This is a genomic window from Streptomyces sp. GDS52, assembly GCF_052246875.1.
GTDB classification, from domain to species: Bacteria; Actinomycetota; Actinomycetes; order Streptomycetales; family Streptomycetaceae; genus Streptomyces; species Streptomyces cathayae.
Window position 1 is genome coordinate 3,060,046 of sequence record NZ_CM125966.1, and the last position, 15,720, is coordinate 3,075,765.

Consider the following 15,720-nt stretch of genomic DNA (forward strand, 5'->3'; position numbering starts at 1 on the left):
ACACCGCTCGCCCCCTGAAGGCTCGGCGAGAACGGAGTGATCGCATGGCCGGCAGCCGGGCGCACCACCTGTACCGCCGCCGCTCCGACCGGGAGAGCAGCCTTCCGCGGGGCAGCGCCGGGCGGCAGCTCACGGCCGCGCGGAGAGGGCCCCGCCCACCCGTTCCCACCCCAGCCGACCACGCCCTCCACGAACTGATGGCGCTCTCCCGCGCCCTGTTCGACGCCCGGGACGAAGGCGAGATCCTGCGCCTGGCCATGGACCACATAGCCACCGCAGGGCCATACAGCGCCGAGGCCGGATACCTCAGGGTGGACGGCGACCTGGTCCCCAGCCCGTGGGTCGGGCAGATCCATGACTTGGCCGTGGACCGGAGGGTGCGGGAGCTGGCCGGGCAAGACGGCCCTGTGACCGTACCCGGCAGCCCCTGGGGCCGGGCCCTGGGGCTGCGCGGACGTGAGGGACTCCACGGCTACCTCGTGGTGACGTCCCGCTCCCGGCCCACCGAGGCCGAGCGCTCCCTGCTCGCCACGCTCGTCCGGCACACCGCTGCTGCTCTGTCAGTCGCCTTCGCACACCGCCGCCAACGCGAGGACGCGCTGGAGCTGCACCGGCTGAGGGCGGAACGGACAGCCCTCCAGCGACAGCTGATCTCCGTCGCGGCTGAGCTGGGGTACCTGCGGGCCGTTCACGCGCTCATGGTCGACATCGCTGCCTCGGGCGGCGGCGAGGAAGCCATCACCCGCGCACTGCACGGGCTCACCGGACTCCCCGCGTTGGTCGAGGACCGCTTCGGTCGGCTGAGGTCCTGGACCGGCCCCAGCCGCCCCGACCCCTATCCGGAACCGGACCCCGTGCGCCAGGACGAAATGCTGCACGCCGTCGCCCGGGAGATCGGGCCGGTGCGGATAAAGGACCGGCTGATCACCCTGGTCCGCCCGCACGGCGAGATCCTGGGCGTGCTGGCCCTGGTCGATGCCCGGAACGAGGCCGACGAGCACACCGTGCTCGCGCTGGAACACGCCGCCATGTCGCTCGCCCTGGAGCTGGCGCACCTGCGTGATCTGGCCGAAGTGGAGCTGAGGCTGCACCGCGAACTGGTCGACGACCTCCTGGCAGGGACGGACGAGGCGAGCGCCTACGCTCGGTCCGAGGCAGTCGGACACGACCTGCACCGCAGCCACTACATCGTCGTGGTGCAGTGGTCGAACCGGACTGCGGACGATTCCTTCGCGCAGACCGTGGGCCGGGCGGCCTCTGCCGTGGGCATGCGCGCGCTGCTGACCCGACGTTCCGACCACGTGGTCCTGGTCGCCGACGACAGGCCGCACGCCCGCGCGCTGTACGAGGCGCTCGCCCGGGAGACCGGGACACGGTCCGGGACGATCGGGGTGAGCGCCCCTTCCGACTCCGTGGACGGCATCCCCCACCGCTACCAGGAGGCGCAGCGCGCCCTGGAAGTGCGCCGCCACTCCCGCGAGCGCTACGGCACGACGTTCTTCGACGAGCTTGGCCTCTACCGCATCCTGGGACCTGGCAACGATTACCGGGAACTGGAGACGTTCGTCCACGAGTGGCTCGGGCAGCTCATCGACTACGACTCCCGGCACCACGCGACCATGGTGGAGACCCTGACCCGGTACTTCGACTGCGGCGGCAACTACGACGAGACCGCCGAATCCCTCGCGATCCACCGCAGCACGCTGCGCTATCGACTCCAGCGCATCCGCGACATCAGCGGCAACGACCTCGCGAACGTCGAGGACCGGCTCAACCTCCAGGTGGCGACCCGAGTATGGAAGATCGTGCTGGGCGGACCCGTCTGATGCCCCGATAGAACTGTTGTGCGGACAGCGTCGGCGGCAGTTGGTGGGAGTGACTGATCAACGGCGGATCTGATGATCAAGGAGACTCCAGTCCCCCCCCAGCCCACAGCCCCGCTGGTCTGGCTGGAGAACCCCAACAACTCCGTGTACCTGGAGTCCGAGAGCGACATCCAGAACTACACGGACATCTTCGACCAGCTCAGGGCTTCTGCCCTGAGCCCGGCCGAGACCCGTACCCACCTCACCCGCACTGCCGAGGAGCTCGAACCATGAGCACGACCCCGCCCCGCCGCCCCCGCGCAGAGGACCTTCACAAGGCGCGCTGGCGCAAGAGCTCCTACAGCGGAGGCGCCAACGACTGCGTGGAGATCGCCGACCTCGGTGCATACGCGGCGGTGCGCGATTCCAAGGACCTCGACCGGTCACCTGTGATCCTCAACCGCTCCGCCCTGGGTGATCTGCTGGGCCATTACACCGACGGCGAGACTCGCGTCGGCTGAGACCCTGCCCGAGCCGCACGTGCACATGCCAGCCGCCAAGTAGGAGTGCCCCGCGCGAGTGATCAGCACGACAAGTCGTTCCTCCGGATCGTGGCCTGCGCGGCCGGGGTCGCAGCCGACGTCGGCCTGCTGATCACCGCGGCACAGGAGCGGCACTGGGACGTCGGTTCGGTAACTTCGCGCTGGGCATCTTGCACGAGGCGCCCGCCATGGGCGTCCTGATCGGCTCCTACGAGCCTCACCGGCCGAAGGCGGGCGGCGGGGCCGACCGGTATCGCTGGGAGGAACTGCTGGAGCTGCTTACTTCCAGGCTGTCTGTGCCATCGTGATCAGCGCCGCCGTGCCTGGGGCGGGCGCGGGAGCGAGGCCGCGGCTGCTTCGTGGGTCGGCGTGTTGGGGCGCTGTGGTGTCTCTTCGGGCCGTGCTTCGCTGCGGGCCTGGGCTGCGCGAGCGCGTGAGCTGGGCGCGGGCCGTGCGCTGAAGCGCTGCATACGCCAGGCCAAGGTCCTTGCGGGGAAGCGGGCGTCATCCAGAGCACGTTGGTCGGCGGCCTGCCGGAGGAGTCGCTCCGGGTCGTGCCCCAGTGCTTCCGCTTCGGCGAGCGCGGCAGTGAGGGCGTCGACAGCGGGGTCTTTGAGGACCTGCTCCGCGTGCTCGGGCACGGCCCTACGGATGTGGTGGATGTGCCGGTCCACAGTCTGTTGGGGCGGTCGGCGCTGGGCGAGGACCGCCAGGGGAACAGCTGCAGCTTGGTCGTAGGCGGCTTGGAGGTGGAGCAGAGTCTGCTGGGCGGCGGCGACCTGTTGGTCGTGGTGGCGGAGCTGGTGCCAGCGGGCGGCGGTTATGGCGACGAGGATCGCGGCATCGAGGAACATCGCCAGAGCCGTGCCGTCCCTGGGTGCGGGCTCGCGGAGCATCGCCCGTACGGCGCCTCGCAGGGCGCGGGCGTGGTGGTGTTCGGCCTGGATGCGGGAGCGGGTGGCGCGCTCGAACGAGGAGGCTGCTGCGCGGAGCTGGGCGCGGATGGGTGCGGGGGCGAGGAGGGGCAGGGCGTCGAGGGCTTCGCCGAAGGCGGCGAGGTGGGCCTGGGAGGCTCGGTCGTCGTTTCCGGTGAGGTGCTGGGGGATGCGTTCGGCGGCGGCGGTGGCCTGGTGCCAGGGGTTGGGCCTGCGCCTGCCCGGCTGGATGGTCGGCTGCGGGTCGGTGGCCTCCAGGCGTGCTCGGATCTTGGGGAAGGACAGGTCCGGCGCGAGTTCGGAGCCGGAGTACCAGACGGGTTCCTTGCCGGCGGTGGTGGTGTCTTCGCTGGCGACCTTGTAGCCGCGTACGTCGCCGGAGGGGAAGTGCACGATTTCGACCAGCACGCCGTCGGTGTGGCTGAGCAGGCGGATGAACTCCTCGGTGCTGGTGGTGGCGGCCACGGCGGTGCGGACGATGGTGCGCAGGCGTTCGCGAGCCGGCTTGTCCTGACCTTGCCGGCGGGCCTTTTCCTGTTCGGCGCGAGAGGTTCGCTTGGCGGCGGTGCGGTCTCCGCGGACGACTTGGAAGAGGCCGTATTCCTTCTCGATGGTGGCGAGTTCGCGGTCGGCGGTGAGGTAGTCGTTCCAGTGGCGTGCGGTGCGCAGGTCGCCGCGGACCTTGGTGGCGGCGATGTGGATGTGGTCGGGAGCGTGGCGGACGGCGACCCAGCGGCAGCCGTCCGGGTCGTCCTGTGGCGCGATGCCGGTGGCGGCCACGACGCGGCGGGCTATGTCGCCCCACTCCTCGTCGCTCAGGTGGCGGTCGGTTGTGGCGGCGCGGAGGGAGCAGTGCCAGACGTGCCGCTCGGGTGCCCGGCCGAGTCGGCGGGCTTGCTTGACACGGAGGTCGAGGTCGGCCACCAGGAGCTTCTTCGTCGCGGCGAAGTCGTTGCTGCGGCCGGGGTCGGGGGCGAAGCCGTCCCAGGAGGCGACGAGATGGGGGTCGGTGTGGTCTTTGGCCTTCTTGGTGTCGAACAGATAGCGGATCAGGCCGGCCGTGTCCTTGCCGCTGCTGATCTTGGCGATCACCGGGCGGCCTTGGTGGTGACGGTCTGGTTTGCGGCTGCAGCGATCTCGCTGATGGCAGCGCGGACCGCGCCCAGGGTGCGTTCGGTCTGGGCGAGGGCGGCGGTATCCCCAGGATGTGGATGGCCGTCGGAGTTGAGCTTGCGGGCGATCTGATTGGCGTTGTTGCCGATCTTGGCGACCTGCTCGCGCAGGGCGGTCAGCTCGTCGATGTAGTCGTCCAGCGGGGTGCGCTGGCCGGGCAGGGCGAGGTCGCCGTGGAGGTGGGCCATGACGACGGCGCCGACGTAGTGGGCGCCGGCGATGTTGAGCGATCGGGCCCTGGCGAGGATGGCGGTCTTCTCTTCGACGCTGTAGCGCACGTCGACGCGTTCCTTGCGCTGGGTGTCTTTGCGCTTGCGGCGACGGGCGATGCGGTGCAGGGCGGCGGCTTCGGCGGCGCGCGGCAGGACGACGACCGCGGCCTCGGCGCGCTGGTCATCCTCGGGCGCCCCCTGGCGCCCGAGGATCTCCGCCACCCCTGGGGCGGAGTCCCCGTTGGACCGGCCCTTGGACGGTCCAACGGCATACCTTGCTGCTGCTCGGTGGGCGGGCCCGAGGAGCTCCCCGCGGGGGCGGAAGGGGGCGTCGTCTGCGGGGTCATCGTGCACAGTCGTGCTCCAGTGGTGTGTGGGCAGGGCTTCGTCACGTCCGTCGCATCCGTCCCGTGGCTGGTCAGGACAGGTACGGACCGGCATGCAGGTACGGATCGATCCGTTGCGGCGAGGAAGTCCGTCCCCGCACTGACCTGCGCGGGGACGGATGGGACGGACTGAGACGGTCCCAGAGGGGGAGGCGGGTCAGCGGGCGTGCTTGGGGCCGGTGGCGCCGGGTAGGCCGATGGGCAGCGACCCGGCCGGAGGAGTGGGCGGTTTGCCCGGGGCCGGACGTGCGGGCATGAACTCGTGCCCACCTGTGTGGGCCGGCTGCGCGGGAGTGGTGGTGGGGTCGGGGCAGTAGCGGGCCCAGGCGTCGAGGAACTGGTTGCGGGCGTATGCCTTGGCCTGACGGCCCTGTTCGAAGCGGTAGTTGGCCGGGCGGATGCCGAAGTCCCTGAGTAGCGCCGACAAGTGGTAGGCGTTCAGCCCCTTGGAGCCGTAGTCCGGCCATGGGGACTCGGCGTCCGTCAGCAGCGCGGCGAGCAGGTCCTGCGAGCGCAGGGCCTCTTTGTTGCCCTCCTGTTCGAAGATGCGGCGGATGTCGCGCAGCAGTCGCGTTTTCAGGGTCGTCTGCTCGTCCTGGACGGCTTCGTGCCGGGTCATTGCCAGGCAGGCGGCGCGGGCCTGCGCGGGCCAGTGGCCGCCGGCCAGGTCGGCGACGATGACCAGCGGCTCCCAGGTGTCCGCGGCGCGGTCCTCGACCGGCATCGTCGGCACCAGAGCGGCGGCGGTGCCGCGCAGCGGGGTCAGCCAGGCGGCCAGCCGGTCGCGCAGTGCGTTCAGTTCGGGCACGGAGTAGCGCGAGCGGAACGGGGTGATCCGCTCGCCGGGCTTGCGCTTCTGCATGCGGAGCACGACCGCCCGGTCCATGATCGTGTCGGGCAGGTCGCCGATCCCGGCCAGCGCGGCCATGGCGAAGGTGGGGAAGGCGGTCGGCTTGTGCTCCGGTCCGGAGATCCGCCAGGCGGGCCGGTTGCGCTGGTGCCCGGCGTTGAGCAGGCCGCGCAGGTCCTCTTTCTCGCCGGCCTTGGGGCCGAAGATGGTGTCGGCCTCGTCGACCAGCAGCGTCGGCGGGTTCTTGCCGATGACGCGGAAGACCACGGCGGGGGAGGTGTTCACCGTCATCATCGGCTGGTGCGCCGTCTCGTGGAGCACGTCCAGGACGCGGGACTTGCCGCATCCCTTGGTCGGGCCGACCACCGCCAGCCGCGGCGCGTGCTGGAGGGCGGGCTGGATGTGGGAGGCCGCCACCCACAGCGTGACCGCGGTCAGCGCCTCCTGGCTCGGCAGCACCACGTACCGGCCGATCGTCGACCGCACCTTGTCCAGCAGCACGGCCCCGTCCTCCGCCGCCCCGCCGCCGGCGCTTCCATGGTCCCCGGTCCCCGGACCGTCGTCCGGGACCACGGTCCCGCCCTTCGCCTGCCCGGTCCCGGTCCCCGCGGTCTCTCGGGGGCCACGGTCCCCTGCCGCACGGTCCCCCCGGGCGATGCCCGCATCCTGGGGACCGGTCCCCCCGTCGGGGACCAGGGGGCCGGGACCGGGCTCTTGGTCCCGCTCCGGGGACGGGACCGGTCCGCCCGGACCGGTCCCGTCCCCAGCCTGCGGTCCGGTCCCCACGCCGCCGGCCTGCATCTCTCCTACACCGACGGATATCCGGTCCCCGGACCGTGCCCGGTCGCGGGACGGGACCGCGCCCTCCGGCGGCCACGGAGCAGCTCCATGGTGCGGTCGGTCCCCGGTCCCCGCACGAGGGGGCCGGCCCCGGGGGTTCGGTCCCAAGGGACGGGCCCCACTGCGGGGACCGTCTTCGGATTCGACGCGGGGGCCGGCCCCGGTCCCCTGACGTGGGGACCGTGACTCGGCCCGGTCCCCATTGCGACGGTCCCCGTTGCGCGGGCCCGTCCCCTGCCCGGGGACTGTTACGGGCGGCCAGACGACCTTGGGCCCGGCCTCCGCGCCGGCGGGCGCACTCGCCGCGTCCGAGGACGTAGCGTCCTCCATAGACGTTCCTTTCTGGTGAGGGGCAGGACGGACTGGGTCCCGCCCCTCACCGGTTCGTTCGTTCAGGGATGAGCGATGCGCAGGGGAATCTCCGGCCCTCGGCGTTGGCGCGCCGGGGACCGCTCTGTTCCCCCGTGAGTCATGCCGTGAGGTCGTACGCGGTCTGCCGGTCGAGCCAGGCGTCGACCTCGTGCCAGCGGTAGCGCAGGTGACGGCCGACCTTGTGCACGTTGGGGCCGATGCCCCGGTACTTCCACTGGTAGAGCGTCTTCACCGGCACCCCGAGGTACTCGGCGACTTCCGCCGGGGTGGCCAGGGGGCCGCGTCGGGAGGCGTCGGCGGCGGTGTGGGCAGGACGGGGGGAAAGGCTCGGCATAGGGCTCCATTTTCGGTTTCGGACAACAGTGTGGACAACACAGCCACATCCCGGGCGAAGAAGTCCAGAGTTGGTTCTAGAACTCTCCAGCAGTTCCCGTTGGGCGGCCGGGGAGTCATAACCGTAAGGGCGAATCGCCGGTCAACCAAAAAGTTAGTGCTGGTGCGATGGGCGGCTCGTAACCGCAGGTGGTGACCCCCACCGGATGCTGCTGCAAGCTACACTGCGCTCGCTTTCCAAATCGCGCCAAAACCGCAGTGCGGCTTTCGGGCGTCTTGCGTCGGGTAATCTCCAGACCAATTCGCGACCCGGCGGGCAGAGACTTCTGTAGAGTTCGTGAACCAACTATTGCCAAAGGCTCCGGCTGCAAGTTACAGCTACCTGTCATGGCAACTCGACCTCTTGAAATAGGCCCAGCCGGCCTCCACGCCGCCCGCGCCATCGAACACATACGACTGGCGCTCGGCCTCACCCAGCATCAACTGGCCGCCCGTTGCACCGCGATGGGACGCCCGATGACCAACACCGCACTCAGCCGTACCGAGCGCGCCCATCGGCGTTGCGACATCGACGACCTCGCCGTGATCGCCGCAGCCCTCGGTGTCCCGCCGACGGCTCTGTTGCCCGTTGGGGCCCGCCCCGCCCCTCCTCGCCACGCCGAAGCAGATGCCCGCGGCCGAGCGCAGGAGGCCCTTCTTGGCTGACGTATACGACCGCTGGCACAAGTCCCACCCCAAGCCGGACGAGACCCAGTGCGGCGAGCACAAGAGCCGCACCCGGCGAATGGTGCCGACATCGGATCATGGGATCGGCAAGCGCTGGCAGGTCCGGTATCGCGACCTGGACGGCCACCAGCGCAAGGAGAACTTCCACACGAGGGCCGAAGCCGACAAGCGGGCGGCCGAGGTCGATGTCGAGATCCGGAGCGGCAGTTACGTCGTTCCCGCCGAGACGAAGCAGACGCTCGGCGCCTATGCCCAGAAGTGGCTCGACGCGAACTCGGTGGGCCCGACCACGGCCCTCCGCTACGAGGCCATCGTCCGCAACCACATCGTCGCCCACCTCGGCCGGCGCGAGCTGCGGTCCCTGAACAAGCCCTCGGTCATTCAGGGCTGGGTCCGCACGCTTCAGGACGGCGGCTTCGAGGTGTCGACGATCGAGGGCATCTTCGACATCCTCTCCAGCATCCTCGGCATGGCCGTGGAGGACGGGCTGCTGCCGAAGAACCCGTGCAAGTCGAAGGCGGTCAAGCTGCCGACCGCGACCAAGAAGAAGATCGTCCCCTGGTCCCTGGATCGCGTACGCGCCGTCATCGCCGGACTGCCCAAACGCTTCCAGGCCGGCGGCCGGCTCGCCTTCGGCTGCGGTCTGCGCCAGGGCGAGGTCTTCGGCTTCGCCGTCGAGGACATCGACTTCAAGGGCGGCTGGATCCACGTCAACCGGCAAGTGCGACTCGTCGGCACGAAGCCCGTCTTCGCCCTGCCCAAGGGCAACAAGATCCGGTCCGTGCCGCTGCCGACTCAGCTGGCGGCTGCCCTCAAGGCCCACATGAGGCAATTCCCGCCGACGGCGGTCACTCTGCCCTGGGCGAAGCCCGACGGCGAGCCCAAGACCTTCCGCCTGCTCTTCGTCGACGAGAAGGACCGGGCCTACAACCGCAGCGTCTTCAACATGGGTGCCTGGAAGCTCGCCCTGGCCGCCGCCGGCGTGATCCCTCCCCGCGAGCGTGGGGCGAGGTACCTCCAGGCGGCGCCGGACGACGGCATGCACGCCCTCCGGCACGCCTACGCCTCCGTGCTCCTGGACGCGGGGGAGAGCATCAAGGCGCTCTCCGAGTACCTCGGCCACTCGGACCCCGGCTTCACGCTCCGGACGTACACGCACCTTCTGCCGTCCAGCGAGACCCGCACCCGCAAGGCGATCGACGACGCCTTCACCGAAGCCGAAGAAGCCGAAGCCGAGGACGACGGCGCTCCGCCCGCAGCCCAGGGCACATCAGAACCCCCAGCAAAACCCATGTGCCCTCAATGTGCCCTGGCCGCCTGACGGCCCCTCTCCGGCACTGAGAAGGGCGAGGCCCGAAGACCCCGCCCAACGCCAGTAAAACCCCAGGTCAGGGCCACACAAGGCAGTACGCCTGGTGCCCCGCCTCGTGCAGCCGGTGCGAGAAGTCCTGCCACTCGTGCAGCAGCCGGTAGACGTTGAAGGCGTCGTTGGGGCCGCCGCGGTCGGGGACCGTGGACCAGATGAAGGCCGCCGCGCCCACCGCCTCCTCGCCGATGCCGCGGAGCGGGTCGACGACCGTCATGGGGAGTTTCACGACCGCGTAGTCGGGGTGCAGGACGACCAGTTCCAGGGGTGGCACCTTGTGCAGGGGGACGCCTTCGATGCCGGTGAGGACCATGGCGGCCATCGTCTCCGGCTTGATCTTGGTGAACATGCCGCCCATGCCGAGCTCGTCGCCGCCGAGTTCCTCGGGCCGCATCGAGATCGGGACGCGGGCGGCGGTGGCGCCGTCCGGCGCGCCGAAATACTTGTAGGTCACCCCCACCCGACCACCATTCCTGCTTCCCGCGCTCGACGGGTCGATCGACTCGGCCTCGCCCGGAACACCGTGTGCCCGACGGGCCTTGTCCGCCTCTTCCGCCTCGCGCCGGTGCCTTCCCCGCCGGGAACGTCGAGGACCGAGGTCGTCAGTCCCCTCGCCCAGTCCGCCACCGCGATGCATATCTCCACCCGACTGCTTTTCTAGGCCGTGTGGCGCCGCCACGCAACCCGATCATCGTGTCAGTGACCTCCCCCACGGCCGCTCGCCGAAACGTGCGGTGGTGCATCTGCCCGGGGGACCTTCCCAGCGTCCGGCTGCTCGGGGCCGGGTGAGCTGTGTCTACTCGGACGCCAGTTTCGCAGATCACGGGCGATCCGGGGCCGGGTGTCCCCGCAGGTGGCTGGATACCCGAGCCCGTGACCGGCCGCGTGAGGCAACCGTACGAAACAGGCGTACGAAATGGTTGTACGAACGGGCGGGGTGGATCACTCAGCCGACGGGCCCGCCGCCGACCCGGCCGACGGTCGCCCGGACCCGCCCGGACCCGCTTCGCGCCCCGGCCTCCGGCCCCCCGCTCCCGCCTGGCCTACCCTGAACAGGTCACTCGCACCCCGAGTCCGAGATGTCGGAGAGGTCGGAGAAGTCGCAGGTCATGAGCGAACTGCCATACCCATACGAAGCCCAAGCCTCGCAGGCGCTGTTCGACCGTGCCGCGGCCGTCACCCCCGGTGGCGTGAACTCGCCGGTGCGCGCCTTCCGCGCCGTCGGCGGCACGCCCCGGTTCATGGTGTCCGGCACCGGCCCGTACCTGACCGACGCCGACGGACGGGAGTACGTCGACCTGGTCTGCTCCTGGGGGCCGATGATCCTCGGGCACGCGCACCCCGAGGTGGTCGCCGCCGTGCAGGAGGCCGTCACGCGCGGAACCTCCTTCGGCACGCCCGGTGAGGGCGAGGTCGCGCTCGCCGAGGAGATGGTCGCCCGGGTCGAGCCGCTGGAGCAGGTCCGGCTGGTGTCCAGCGGCACCGAGGCCACCATGTCGGCGATCCGGCTCGCCCGCGGCTTCACGCGGCGCGCCAAGGTGATCAAGTTCGCCGGGTGCTACCACGGCCACGTCGACGCGCTGCTGGCCGCCGCGGGGTCGGGCCTCGCCACGTTCGCGCTGCCGGACACCCCCGGCGTCACGGGGGCGCAGGCCGGCGACACGATCGTCCTGCCGTACAACGACCTCGACGCCGTGCACGCGGCCTTCGCCGCGCACCCCGGTGAGATCGCCTGTGTGATCACCGAGGCGTCCCCGGGCAACATGGGCGTCGTACCGCCGCTGCCCGGCTTCAACCAGGGCCTCAAGGACGCCTGCGCCGCCGACGGCGCGCTGTACATCTCCGACGAGGTGATGACCGGGTTCCGCACCAGCCGCGCCGGGTGGTACGGCGTCGACGGTGTGCGGCCCGACCTGATGACTTTCGGCAAGGTGATGGGCGGCGGCTTCCCGGCCGCGGCCTTCGGCGGGCGGGCCGACGTCATGGCGCACCTCGCCCCCGCCGGGCCCGTCTACCAGGCCGGCACCCTCTCCGGGAACCCCGTCGCCACCGCCGCCGGGCTCGCCCAGCTCCGGCTGCTCGACGACGCCGCCTACGCCACGGTCGACGCCGTCTCCGCGCGGATCCAGTCCCTGGTCACCGAGGCGCTGACCAAGGAGGGCGTGGCGCACACGCTGCAGAACGCCTCCAACATGTTCTCGGTGTTCTTCACCGACCGGCCGGTGCGCACCTACGAGGACGCCAAGGCGCAGGAGTCCTTCCGCTACACCGCCTTCTTCCACTCCCTCCTCGCGCACGGCGTCCACCTGCCGCCCTCGTCCTTCGAGGCCTGGTTCGTGTCCACCGCGCACGACGACCGGGCCGTCCAGCGGATCGCCGACGCCCTCCCGGCGGCGGCCCGAGCGGCGGCGGAGGCGACGGCGTGAGCACGGAGAACGCGAACACGGAGAACGCGAACGCAGAGAACGCGAGCACGGGGAAGAAGAACGACCTCACCGTCGTCCACCTGCTGCGGCACGGCGAGGTCGCCAACCCGGACGGCGTCCTCTACGGCCGGCTCCCCGGCTACCAGCTCTCCGAGCTGGGCCGGCGGATGGCCGAACGGGTCGGCGAGCACCTCGCCTCCCGGGACGTCGTCCATGTCGGCGCCTCCCCGCTGGAGCGGGCGCAGGAGACGGCCCAGCCGATCGCCAAGGCGCACGGCCTGGACATCGCCACCGACGAGCGGCTGATCGAGGCCGACAACGTCTTCCAGGGCAAGACCTTCGGCGTCGGCGACGGCGCGCTGCGCCGGCCGGAGAACTGGAAGCACCTCGTCAACCCGTTCAAGCCGTCCTGGGGCGAGCCGTACATCGAGCAGGTCGTCCGCATGATGGGCGCGCTGGACGCGGCCAAGGACGCGGCGCGCGGTCACGAGGCGGTGCTGGTCAGCCATCAGCTGCCGATCTGGATCGTGCGGTCCTACGTCGAGAAGCGGCGGCTGTGGCACGACCCGCGCAAGCGGCAGTGCACGCTGGCCTCGCTGACCACCTTCACCTACCGGGGGGACAGGATCGTCTCCGTCGGCTACAGCGAGCCGGCCCGCGATCTCGTCCCCGCCCATCTCCTCGCCGGCGCCAAGCCGGTGAAGGGGAAGGGGAAGGCCTTCGGGGCCTAGGGACCAGGAGGACCCGGGCTCCGAGCCCCGGGGCCCCGGGCAGGGCAGGCGTCCCGGCGGCCCCATGACACCCCCGTGACGATCGTTGCCAAACCTCCGCACCACGCGGGAACCCCCGTTCGCGTCACGTCCTCTGAAGGAGTGACCACCAGAGGACGTGACGAACGGGGATGCCATGCGCACTCTCACCCGCAGGGGAATGATCGGGCTCGGCGCGGGGGCCGCCGCGGCGGTGTCGCTGGCCGGCTGCGGCGGCGCCACCGGCCCGAGCGGCACGAGCCGTGCCGAGGGTTCCGGCGGGAGCGGCGAGGGAGGCGACGGCGGCCGCACCGGCACCCCCGAGCCGACGAGGACCGTCCGGCCGATCGGTGACGGCTCCACCGCCTTCACCGGCAAGCAGCCCCATCAGCCTGCCAGGCCGGTGCCGCTGGAGCCGGGGCAGACCCCGCCGCAGTTCGTCGTCTTCTCCTGGGACGGGGCCGGCGAGGTCGGCAACGGGCTCTTCCCGCGCTTCCTGGACCTCGCCAAGGAGCACGAGGCGCACATGACGTTCTTCCTCTCCGGGCTGTATCTGCTGCCCGAGTCGAAGAAGCGGCTGTACGAGCCGCCGAACAACCCGCGCGGCGCCTCCGACATCGGCTACCTCACCGACGACCACATCAAGGACACGCTGAAGAACGTCCGCCGCGCCTGGCTCGAGGGCCATGAGATCGGCACCCACTTCAACGGCCACTTCTGCGCCGGCTCCGGCAGCGTCGGCAACTGGACGCCGCAGCAGTGGCGCAGCGAGACAGAGCAGGCGAAGAAGTTCGTGAAGGAGTGGCGGACCAACTCCGGCTGGACCGACCTGCCGCCGCTGCCGTTCGACTACGACAAGGAACTCGTCGGCGGCCGTACGCCCTGTCTGCTCGGCCAGGACAACCTGCTGACCACCGCCCGCGAGCTCGGCTGGCGCTACGACTCCTCCTCGCCCGGCGGCCGTCAGGTCTGGCCGTCGAAGCGGAACGGCATCTGGGACCTCCCGCTGCAGCAGATACCTTTTCCCGGGCGTTCCTTCGAGGTCCTGTCGATGGACTACAACATCCTCGCCAACCAGTCCGTCAACTCCACCAACGCGCCCGCCCACCACCACCCGGGCTGGCGCAAGCAGGCGACCCAGGCGTACATATCGGGCTTCGAGCGGGCATATGGAACGAACCGGGCGCCCTTCTTCGTCGGCAACCACTTCGAGCAGTGGAACGGCGGCATCTACATGGACGCGGTGGAGGAGTCCCTCCGGCACATCGCGCGGGCGAGGGAGAAGGGCGGCGACGTACGTATCGTCTCCTTCCGCCAGTTCACCGACTGGCTGGACGTCCAGCGGCCCGAGGTGCTGGAGCGGCTGCGCACCCTGGACGTCGGGCAGGAACCGGCCGGCGGCTGGCGGGGCTTCCTGAAGGACGCCGGCGACGCCGCCGGGACCGGAGAACCGAGCGGCGCCGGGACGGGGGACCCGAGCGGCGCCTGACGAGGCATCCGCGCCGGGCCGATATGCGGGTTTCCGTCCGCAAGGGGGGGTGGGCAAGATCCCCAGAACGGGCATGCGAAACTTTTCACATGAGTGCCGCCAGCCGTGCCCCCCAGCGCGCGAATCGCGCCACCCGCGTCCACCGCCGTGCCGTCCTGACCGTCGGCACCGCAGTGACCGCCCTGCTGGTCTCCGCGTGCGGTTCCGGCGGAACCTCGGGCGGGGGTGGCAACACCAACTTCGTCACCAGCAACGAAGGCATCTCCACCGTCGCCAGGGGTGAGCGCGCCACCGCGCCCGACCTGTCCGGCGAGACGCTCGAGGGCGAGCCCCTCGACGTCGCCGACTTCCAGGGCAAGGTCGTCGTCCTCAACGTCTGGGGCTCCTGGTGCAACCCGTGCCGCGCGGAGGCCAAGCACTTCGCCAAGGTGTCCGAGGACTACGCCGACCAGGGCGTGCAGTTCGTCGGCATCAACACCCGCGACAGCAGTGCCGGCTCGGCGCTCGCCTTCGAGAAGGACTTCGGCATCACCTACCCGAGCCTGTACGACCCCACGGGCAAGCTGATGCTCCGCTTCGAGAAGGGCACCCTCAACCCGCAGGCGATCCCCTCCACCCTGATCCTGGACCGCGAGGGGAAGATCGCGGCCCGCTCGCTGACCGCGCTCAGCGAGGAACGGCTGCTGAAGATGCTCGAGCCGGTCGTCGCGGAGAAGTGACGTGACCCCCCTCACCGCGCTCGCCGCCGGGACCGCCTCCCTCGCCGCCGACTCCGCCTACAACGGCACGGTGCTCAACGGCGCCCTGCTGGTGGCGCTGCCCATCGCCCTGCTCGGCGGGCTCGTCTCCTTCTTCTCGCCCTGCGTCCTGCCGCTGGTCCCCGGCTACCTCTCCTACGTCACCGGCGTGTCCGGCACCGATCTGGCCGAGGCCCGGCGCGGCCGGATGGTCACCGGCGCCTCGCTGTTCGTCCTCGGCTTCACCGTCGTGTTCGTCTCCGGCGGCGCCTTCTTCGGCTACTTCGGCCAGACGCTGCAGGAACAGTCCGGCATCCTGACCAAGGTGCTCGGCGTCCTCATGATCCTCATGGGCGTCTTCTTCATGGGGATGATGCCCTGGCTGACCCAGCGTGAGTTCCGCTTCCACAAGCGTCCGGCGGCCGGCCTGGCCGGCGCGCCCGTCCTCGGTGCCCTGTTCGGCATCGGCTGGACCCCCTGCATCGGCCCCACCCTCGCCTCCGTACTGACGCTCTCCGCGCAGCAGGAGAGCGCCGGACGCGGCGCCGTGCTGACCGTCGCGTACTGTCTGGGGCTGGGTCTGCCCTTCGTCCTCGCGGCCGTCGCCTTCCGCAAGGCGCTCGGCGCCTTCGGCTGGGTCAAGCGGCACTACGTCTGGGTCATGCGGATCGGCGGCACGATGATGATCCTGACCGGGGTGCTGCTGCTCACCGGCGTGTGGGACCACCTCGTGACGCAGATGCAGACCTGGTCCAACGGCTTCACTGTGGGGATCTGAC

General features: G+C 70.7%; 15 protein-coding genes and 1 pseudogene. 11 read left to right on the forward strand and 5 right to left on the reverse strand.

All coding sequences use genetic code 11. From position 1 onward, the window contains the following. The first annotated feature begins 44 nt into the window (after positions 1-44). The 4 genes and pseudogenes from ACTWJ9_RS13835 (at position 45) to ACTWJ9_RS13850 (ending at position 2,655) form a co-directional block, all read left to right on the forward strand. Complete coding sequence (locus tag ACTWJ9_RS13835) at positions 45-1,826, forward strand: PucR family transcriptional regulator (protein WP_443295762.1); 1,782 nt, start codon at positions 45-47, stop codon at positions 1,824-1,826. A gap of 72 nt (positions 1,827-1,898) precedes the next feature. Continuing rightward, complete coding sequence (locus ACTWJ9_RS13840; protein ID WP_443295763.1) at positions 1,899-2,099, forward strand: Scr1 family TA system antitoxin-like transcriptional regulator; 201 nt, start codon at positions 1,899-1,901, stop codon at positions 2,097-2,099. Next, positions 2,096-2,326 (forward strand): DUF397 domain-containing protein, encoded by a 231-nt coding sequence (locus ACTWJ9_RS13845; RefSeq protein ID WP_387041774.1) that lies wholly within the window; start codon positions 2,096-2,098, stop codon positions 2,324-2,326. The genes ACTWJ9_RS13840 and ACTWJ9_RS13845 overlap by 4 nt, the downstream gene beginning before the upstream one ends. A 45-nt stretch (positions 2,327-2,371) precedes the next feature. Further along, positions 2,372-2,655 (forward strand): annotated as a pseudogene (locus ACTWJ9_RS13850) (hypothetical protein). Here the strand turns inward: ACTWJ9_RS13850 and ACTWJ9_RS13855 are convergent. From ACTWJ9_RS13855 to ACTWJ9_RS13870, 4 genes are all read right to left on the reverse strand, one after another. Next, positions 2,656-4,374, reverse strand: a complete 1,719-nt coding sequence (locus tag ACTWJ9_RS13855) for a relaxase/mobilization nuclease domain-containing protein (RefSeq protein ID WP_387041771.1) — start codon at positions 4,372-4,374, stop codon at positions 2,656-2,658. Next, positions 4,371-4,889 (reverse strand): plasmid mobilization relaxosome protein MobC, encoded by a 519-nt coding sequence (gene mobC / locus ACTWJ9_RS13860; protein WP_443295764.1) that lies wholly within the window; start codon positions 4,887-4,889, stop codon positions 4,371-4,373. Before mobC ends, ACTWJ9_RS13855 begins: the two co-directional genes overlap by 4 nt. Before the next feature lie 321 nt (positions 4,890-5,210). Beyond that, positions 5,211-6,476 carry a DUF3631 domain-containing protein gene (locus tag ACTWJ9_RS13865; RefSeq protein ID WP_443295765.1) on the reverse strand — a complete coding sequence of 422 codons (1,266 nt, stop codon included), beginning with the start codon at positions 6,474-6,476 and terminating at the stop codon, positions 5,211-5,213. Between the two features lie 736 nt (positions 6,477-7,212). After that, the gene (locus ACTWJ9_RS13870) at positions 7,213-7,449 is read right to left on the reverse strand and encodes a helix-turn-helix transcriptional regulator (protein ID WP_202279900.1); all 237 of its coding nucleotides are present in this window, start codon (positions 7,447-7,449) and stop codon (positions 7,213-7,215) included. A gap of 386 nt (positions 7,450-7,835) precedes the next feature. On the opposite strand from ACTWJ9_RS13870, the gene ACTWJ9_RS13875 reads away from it, so the two are divergent. Beyond that, entirely contained in the window at positions 7,836-8,153 is a 318-nt protein-coding gene (locus ACTWJ9_RS13875) for a helix-turn-helix domain-containing protein (protein ID WP_202279898.1), read from the forward strand. Continuing rightward, positions 8,116-9,495: a tyrosine-type recombinase/integrase gene (locus ACTWJ9_RS13880; RefSeq protein ID WP_387040622.1), complete on the forward strand. Its 1,380-nt coding sequence runs from the start codon at positions 8,116-8,118 to the stop codon at positions 9,493-9,495. The genes ACTWJ9_RS13875 and ACTWJ9_RS13880 overlap by 38 nt, the downstream gene beginning before the upstream one ends. Positions 9,496-9,562: 67 nt before the next feature. On the opposite strand, the gene ACTWJ9_RS13885 is transcribed toward ACTWJ9_RS13880, so the two are convergent. Continuing rightward, positions 9,563-10,177 carry a hypothetical protein gene (locus ACTWJ9_RS13885; RefSeq protein WP_279334544.1) on the reverse strand — a complete coding sequence of 205 codons (615 nt, stop codon included), beginning with the start codon at positions 10,175-10,177 and terminating at the stop codon, positions 9,563-9,565. 472 nt (positions 10,178-10,649) lie between these two features. Between ACTWJ9_RS13885 and hemL the strand changes: the two genes are divergently transcribed. From hemL to ACTWJ9_RS13910, 5 genes are all read left to right on the forward strand, one after another. Next, a complete protein-coding gene (hemL, locus tag ACTWJ9_RS13890; RefSeq protein WP_279334545.1) occupies positions 10,650-11,966 on the forward strand; it encodes a glutamate-1-semialdehyde 2,1-aminomutase in 1,317 nt (438 codons plus the stop codon). A gap of 80 nt (positions 11,967-12,046) precedes the next feature. Beyond that, positions 12,047-12,697, forward strand: coding sequence for a histidine phosphatase family protein (locus ACTWJ9_RS13895; protein WP_279337960.1), 651 nt, complete (start codon positions 12,047-12,049; stop codon positions 12,695-12,697). Positions 12,698-12,896: 199 nt separating this feature from the next. Further along, positions 12,897-14,204, forward strand: a complete 1,308-nt coding sequence (locus ACTWJ9_RS13900; RefSeq protein ID WP_443295884.1) for a hypothetical protein — start codon at positions 12,897-12,899, stop codon at positions 14,202-14,204. A gap of 89 nt (positions 14,205-14,293) precedes the next feature. Next, positions 14,294-14,923 carry a TlpA family protein disulfide reductase gene (locus ACTWJ9_RS13905; RefSeq protein WP_279334546.1) on the forward strand — a complete coding sequence of 210 codons (630 nt, stop codon included), beginning with the start codon at positions 14,294-14,296 and terminating at the stop codon, positions 14,921-14,923. Position 14,924: 1 nt separating this feature from the next. Further along, the gene (locus ACTWJ9_RS13910; RefSeq protein WP_387040627.1) at positions 14,925-15,719 is read left to right on the forward strand and encodes a cytochrome c biogenesis CcdA family protein; all 795 of its coding nucleotides are present in this window, start codon (positions 14,925-14,927) and stop codon (positions 15,717-15,719) included. Position 15,720: the final 1 nt, after the last annotated feature.

What these genes read in the sequence shown, in the direction of transcription:
- ACTWJ9_RS13835 (WP_443295762.1), top strand. Translation starts at nt 45, where the DNA reads ATGGCCGGCAGCCGGGCGCACCACCTGTACCGCCGCCGCTCCGACCGG.
- ACTWJ9_RS13840 (WP_443295763.1), top strand. Translation starts at nt 1,899, where the DNA reads ATGATCAAGGAGACTCCAGTCCCCCCCCAGCCCACAGCCCCGCTGGTC.
- ACTWJ9_RS13845 (WP_387041774.1), top strand. Translation starts at nt 2,096, where the DNA reads ATGAGCACGACCCCGCCCCGCCGCCCCCGCGCAGAGGACCTTCACAAG.
- ACTWJ9_RS13870 (WP_202279900.1), bottom strand. Translation starts at nt 7,449, where the DNA reads ATGCCGAGCCTTTCCCCCCGTCCTGCCCACACCGCCGCCGACGCCTCC.
- ACTWJ9_RS13875 (WP_202279898.1), top strand. Translation starts at nt 7,836, where the DNA reads ATGGCAACTCGACCTCTTGAAATAGGCCCAGCCGGCCTCCACGCCGCC.
- ACTWJ9_RS13880 (WP_387040622.1), top strand. Translation starts at nt 8,116, where the DNA reads ATGCCCGCGGCCGAGCGCAGGAGGCCCTTCTTGGCTGACGTATACGAC.
- ACTWJ9_RS13885 (WP_279334544.1), bottom strand. Translation starts at nt 10,177, where the DNA reads ATGCATCGCGGTGGCGGACTGGGCGAGGGGACTGACGACCTCGGTCCT.
- hemL (WP_279334545.1), top strand. Translation starts at nt 10,650, where the DNA reads ATGAGCGAACTGCCATACCCATACGAAGCCCAAGCCTCGCAGGCGCTG.
- ACTWJ9_RS13900 (WP_443295884.1), top strand. Translation starts at nt 12,897, where the DNA reads ATGATCGGGCTCGGCGCGGGGGCCGCCGCGGCGGTGTCGCTGGCCGGC.
- ACTWJ9_RS13905 (WP_279334546.1), top strand. Translation starts at nt 14,294, where the DNA reads ATGAGTGCCGCCAGCCGTGCCCCCCAGCGCGCGAATCGCGCCACCCGC.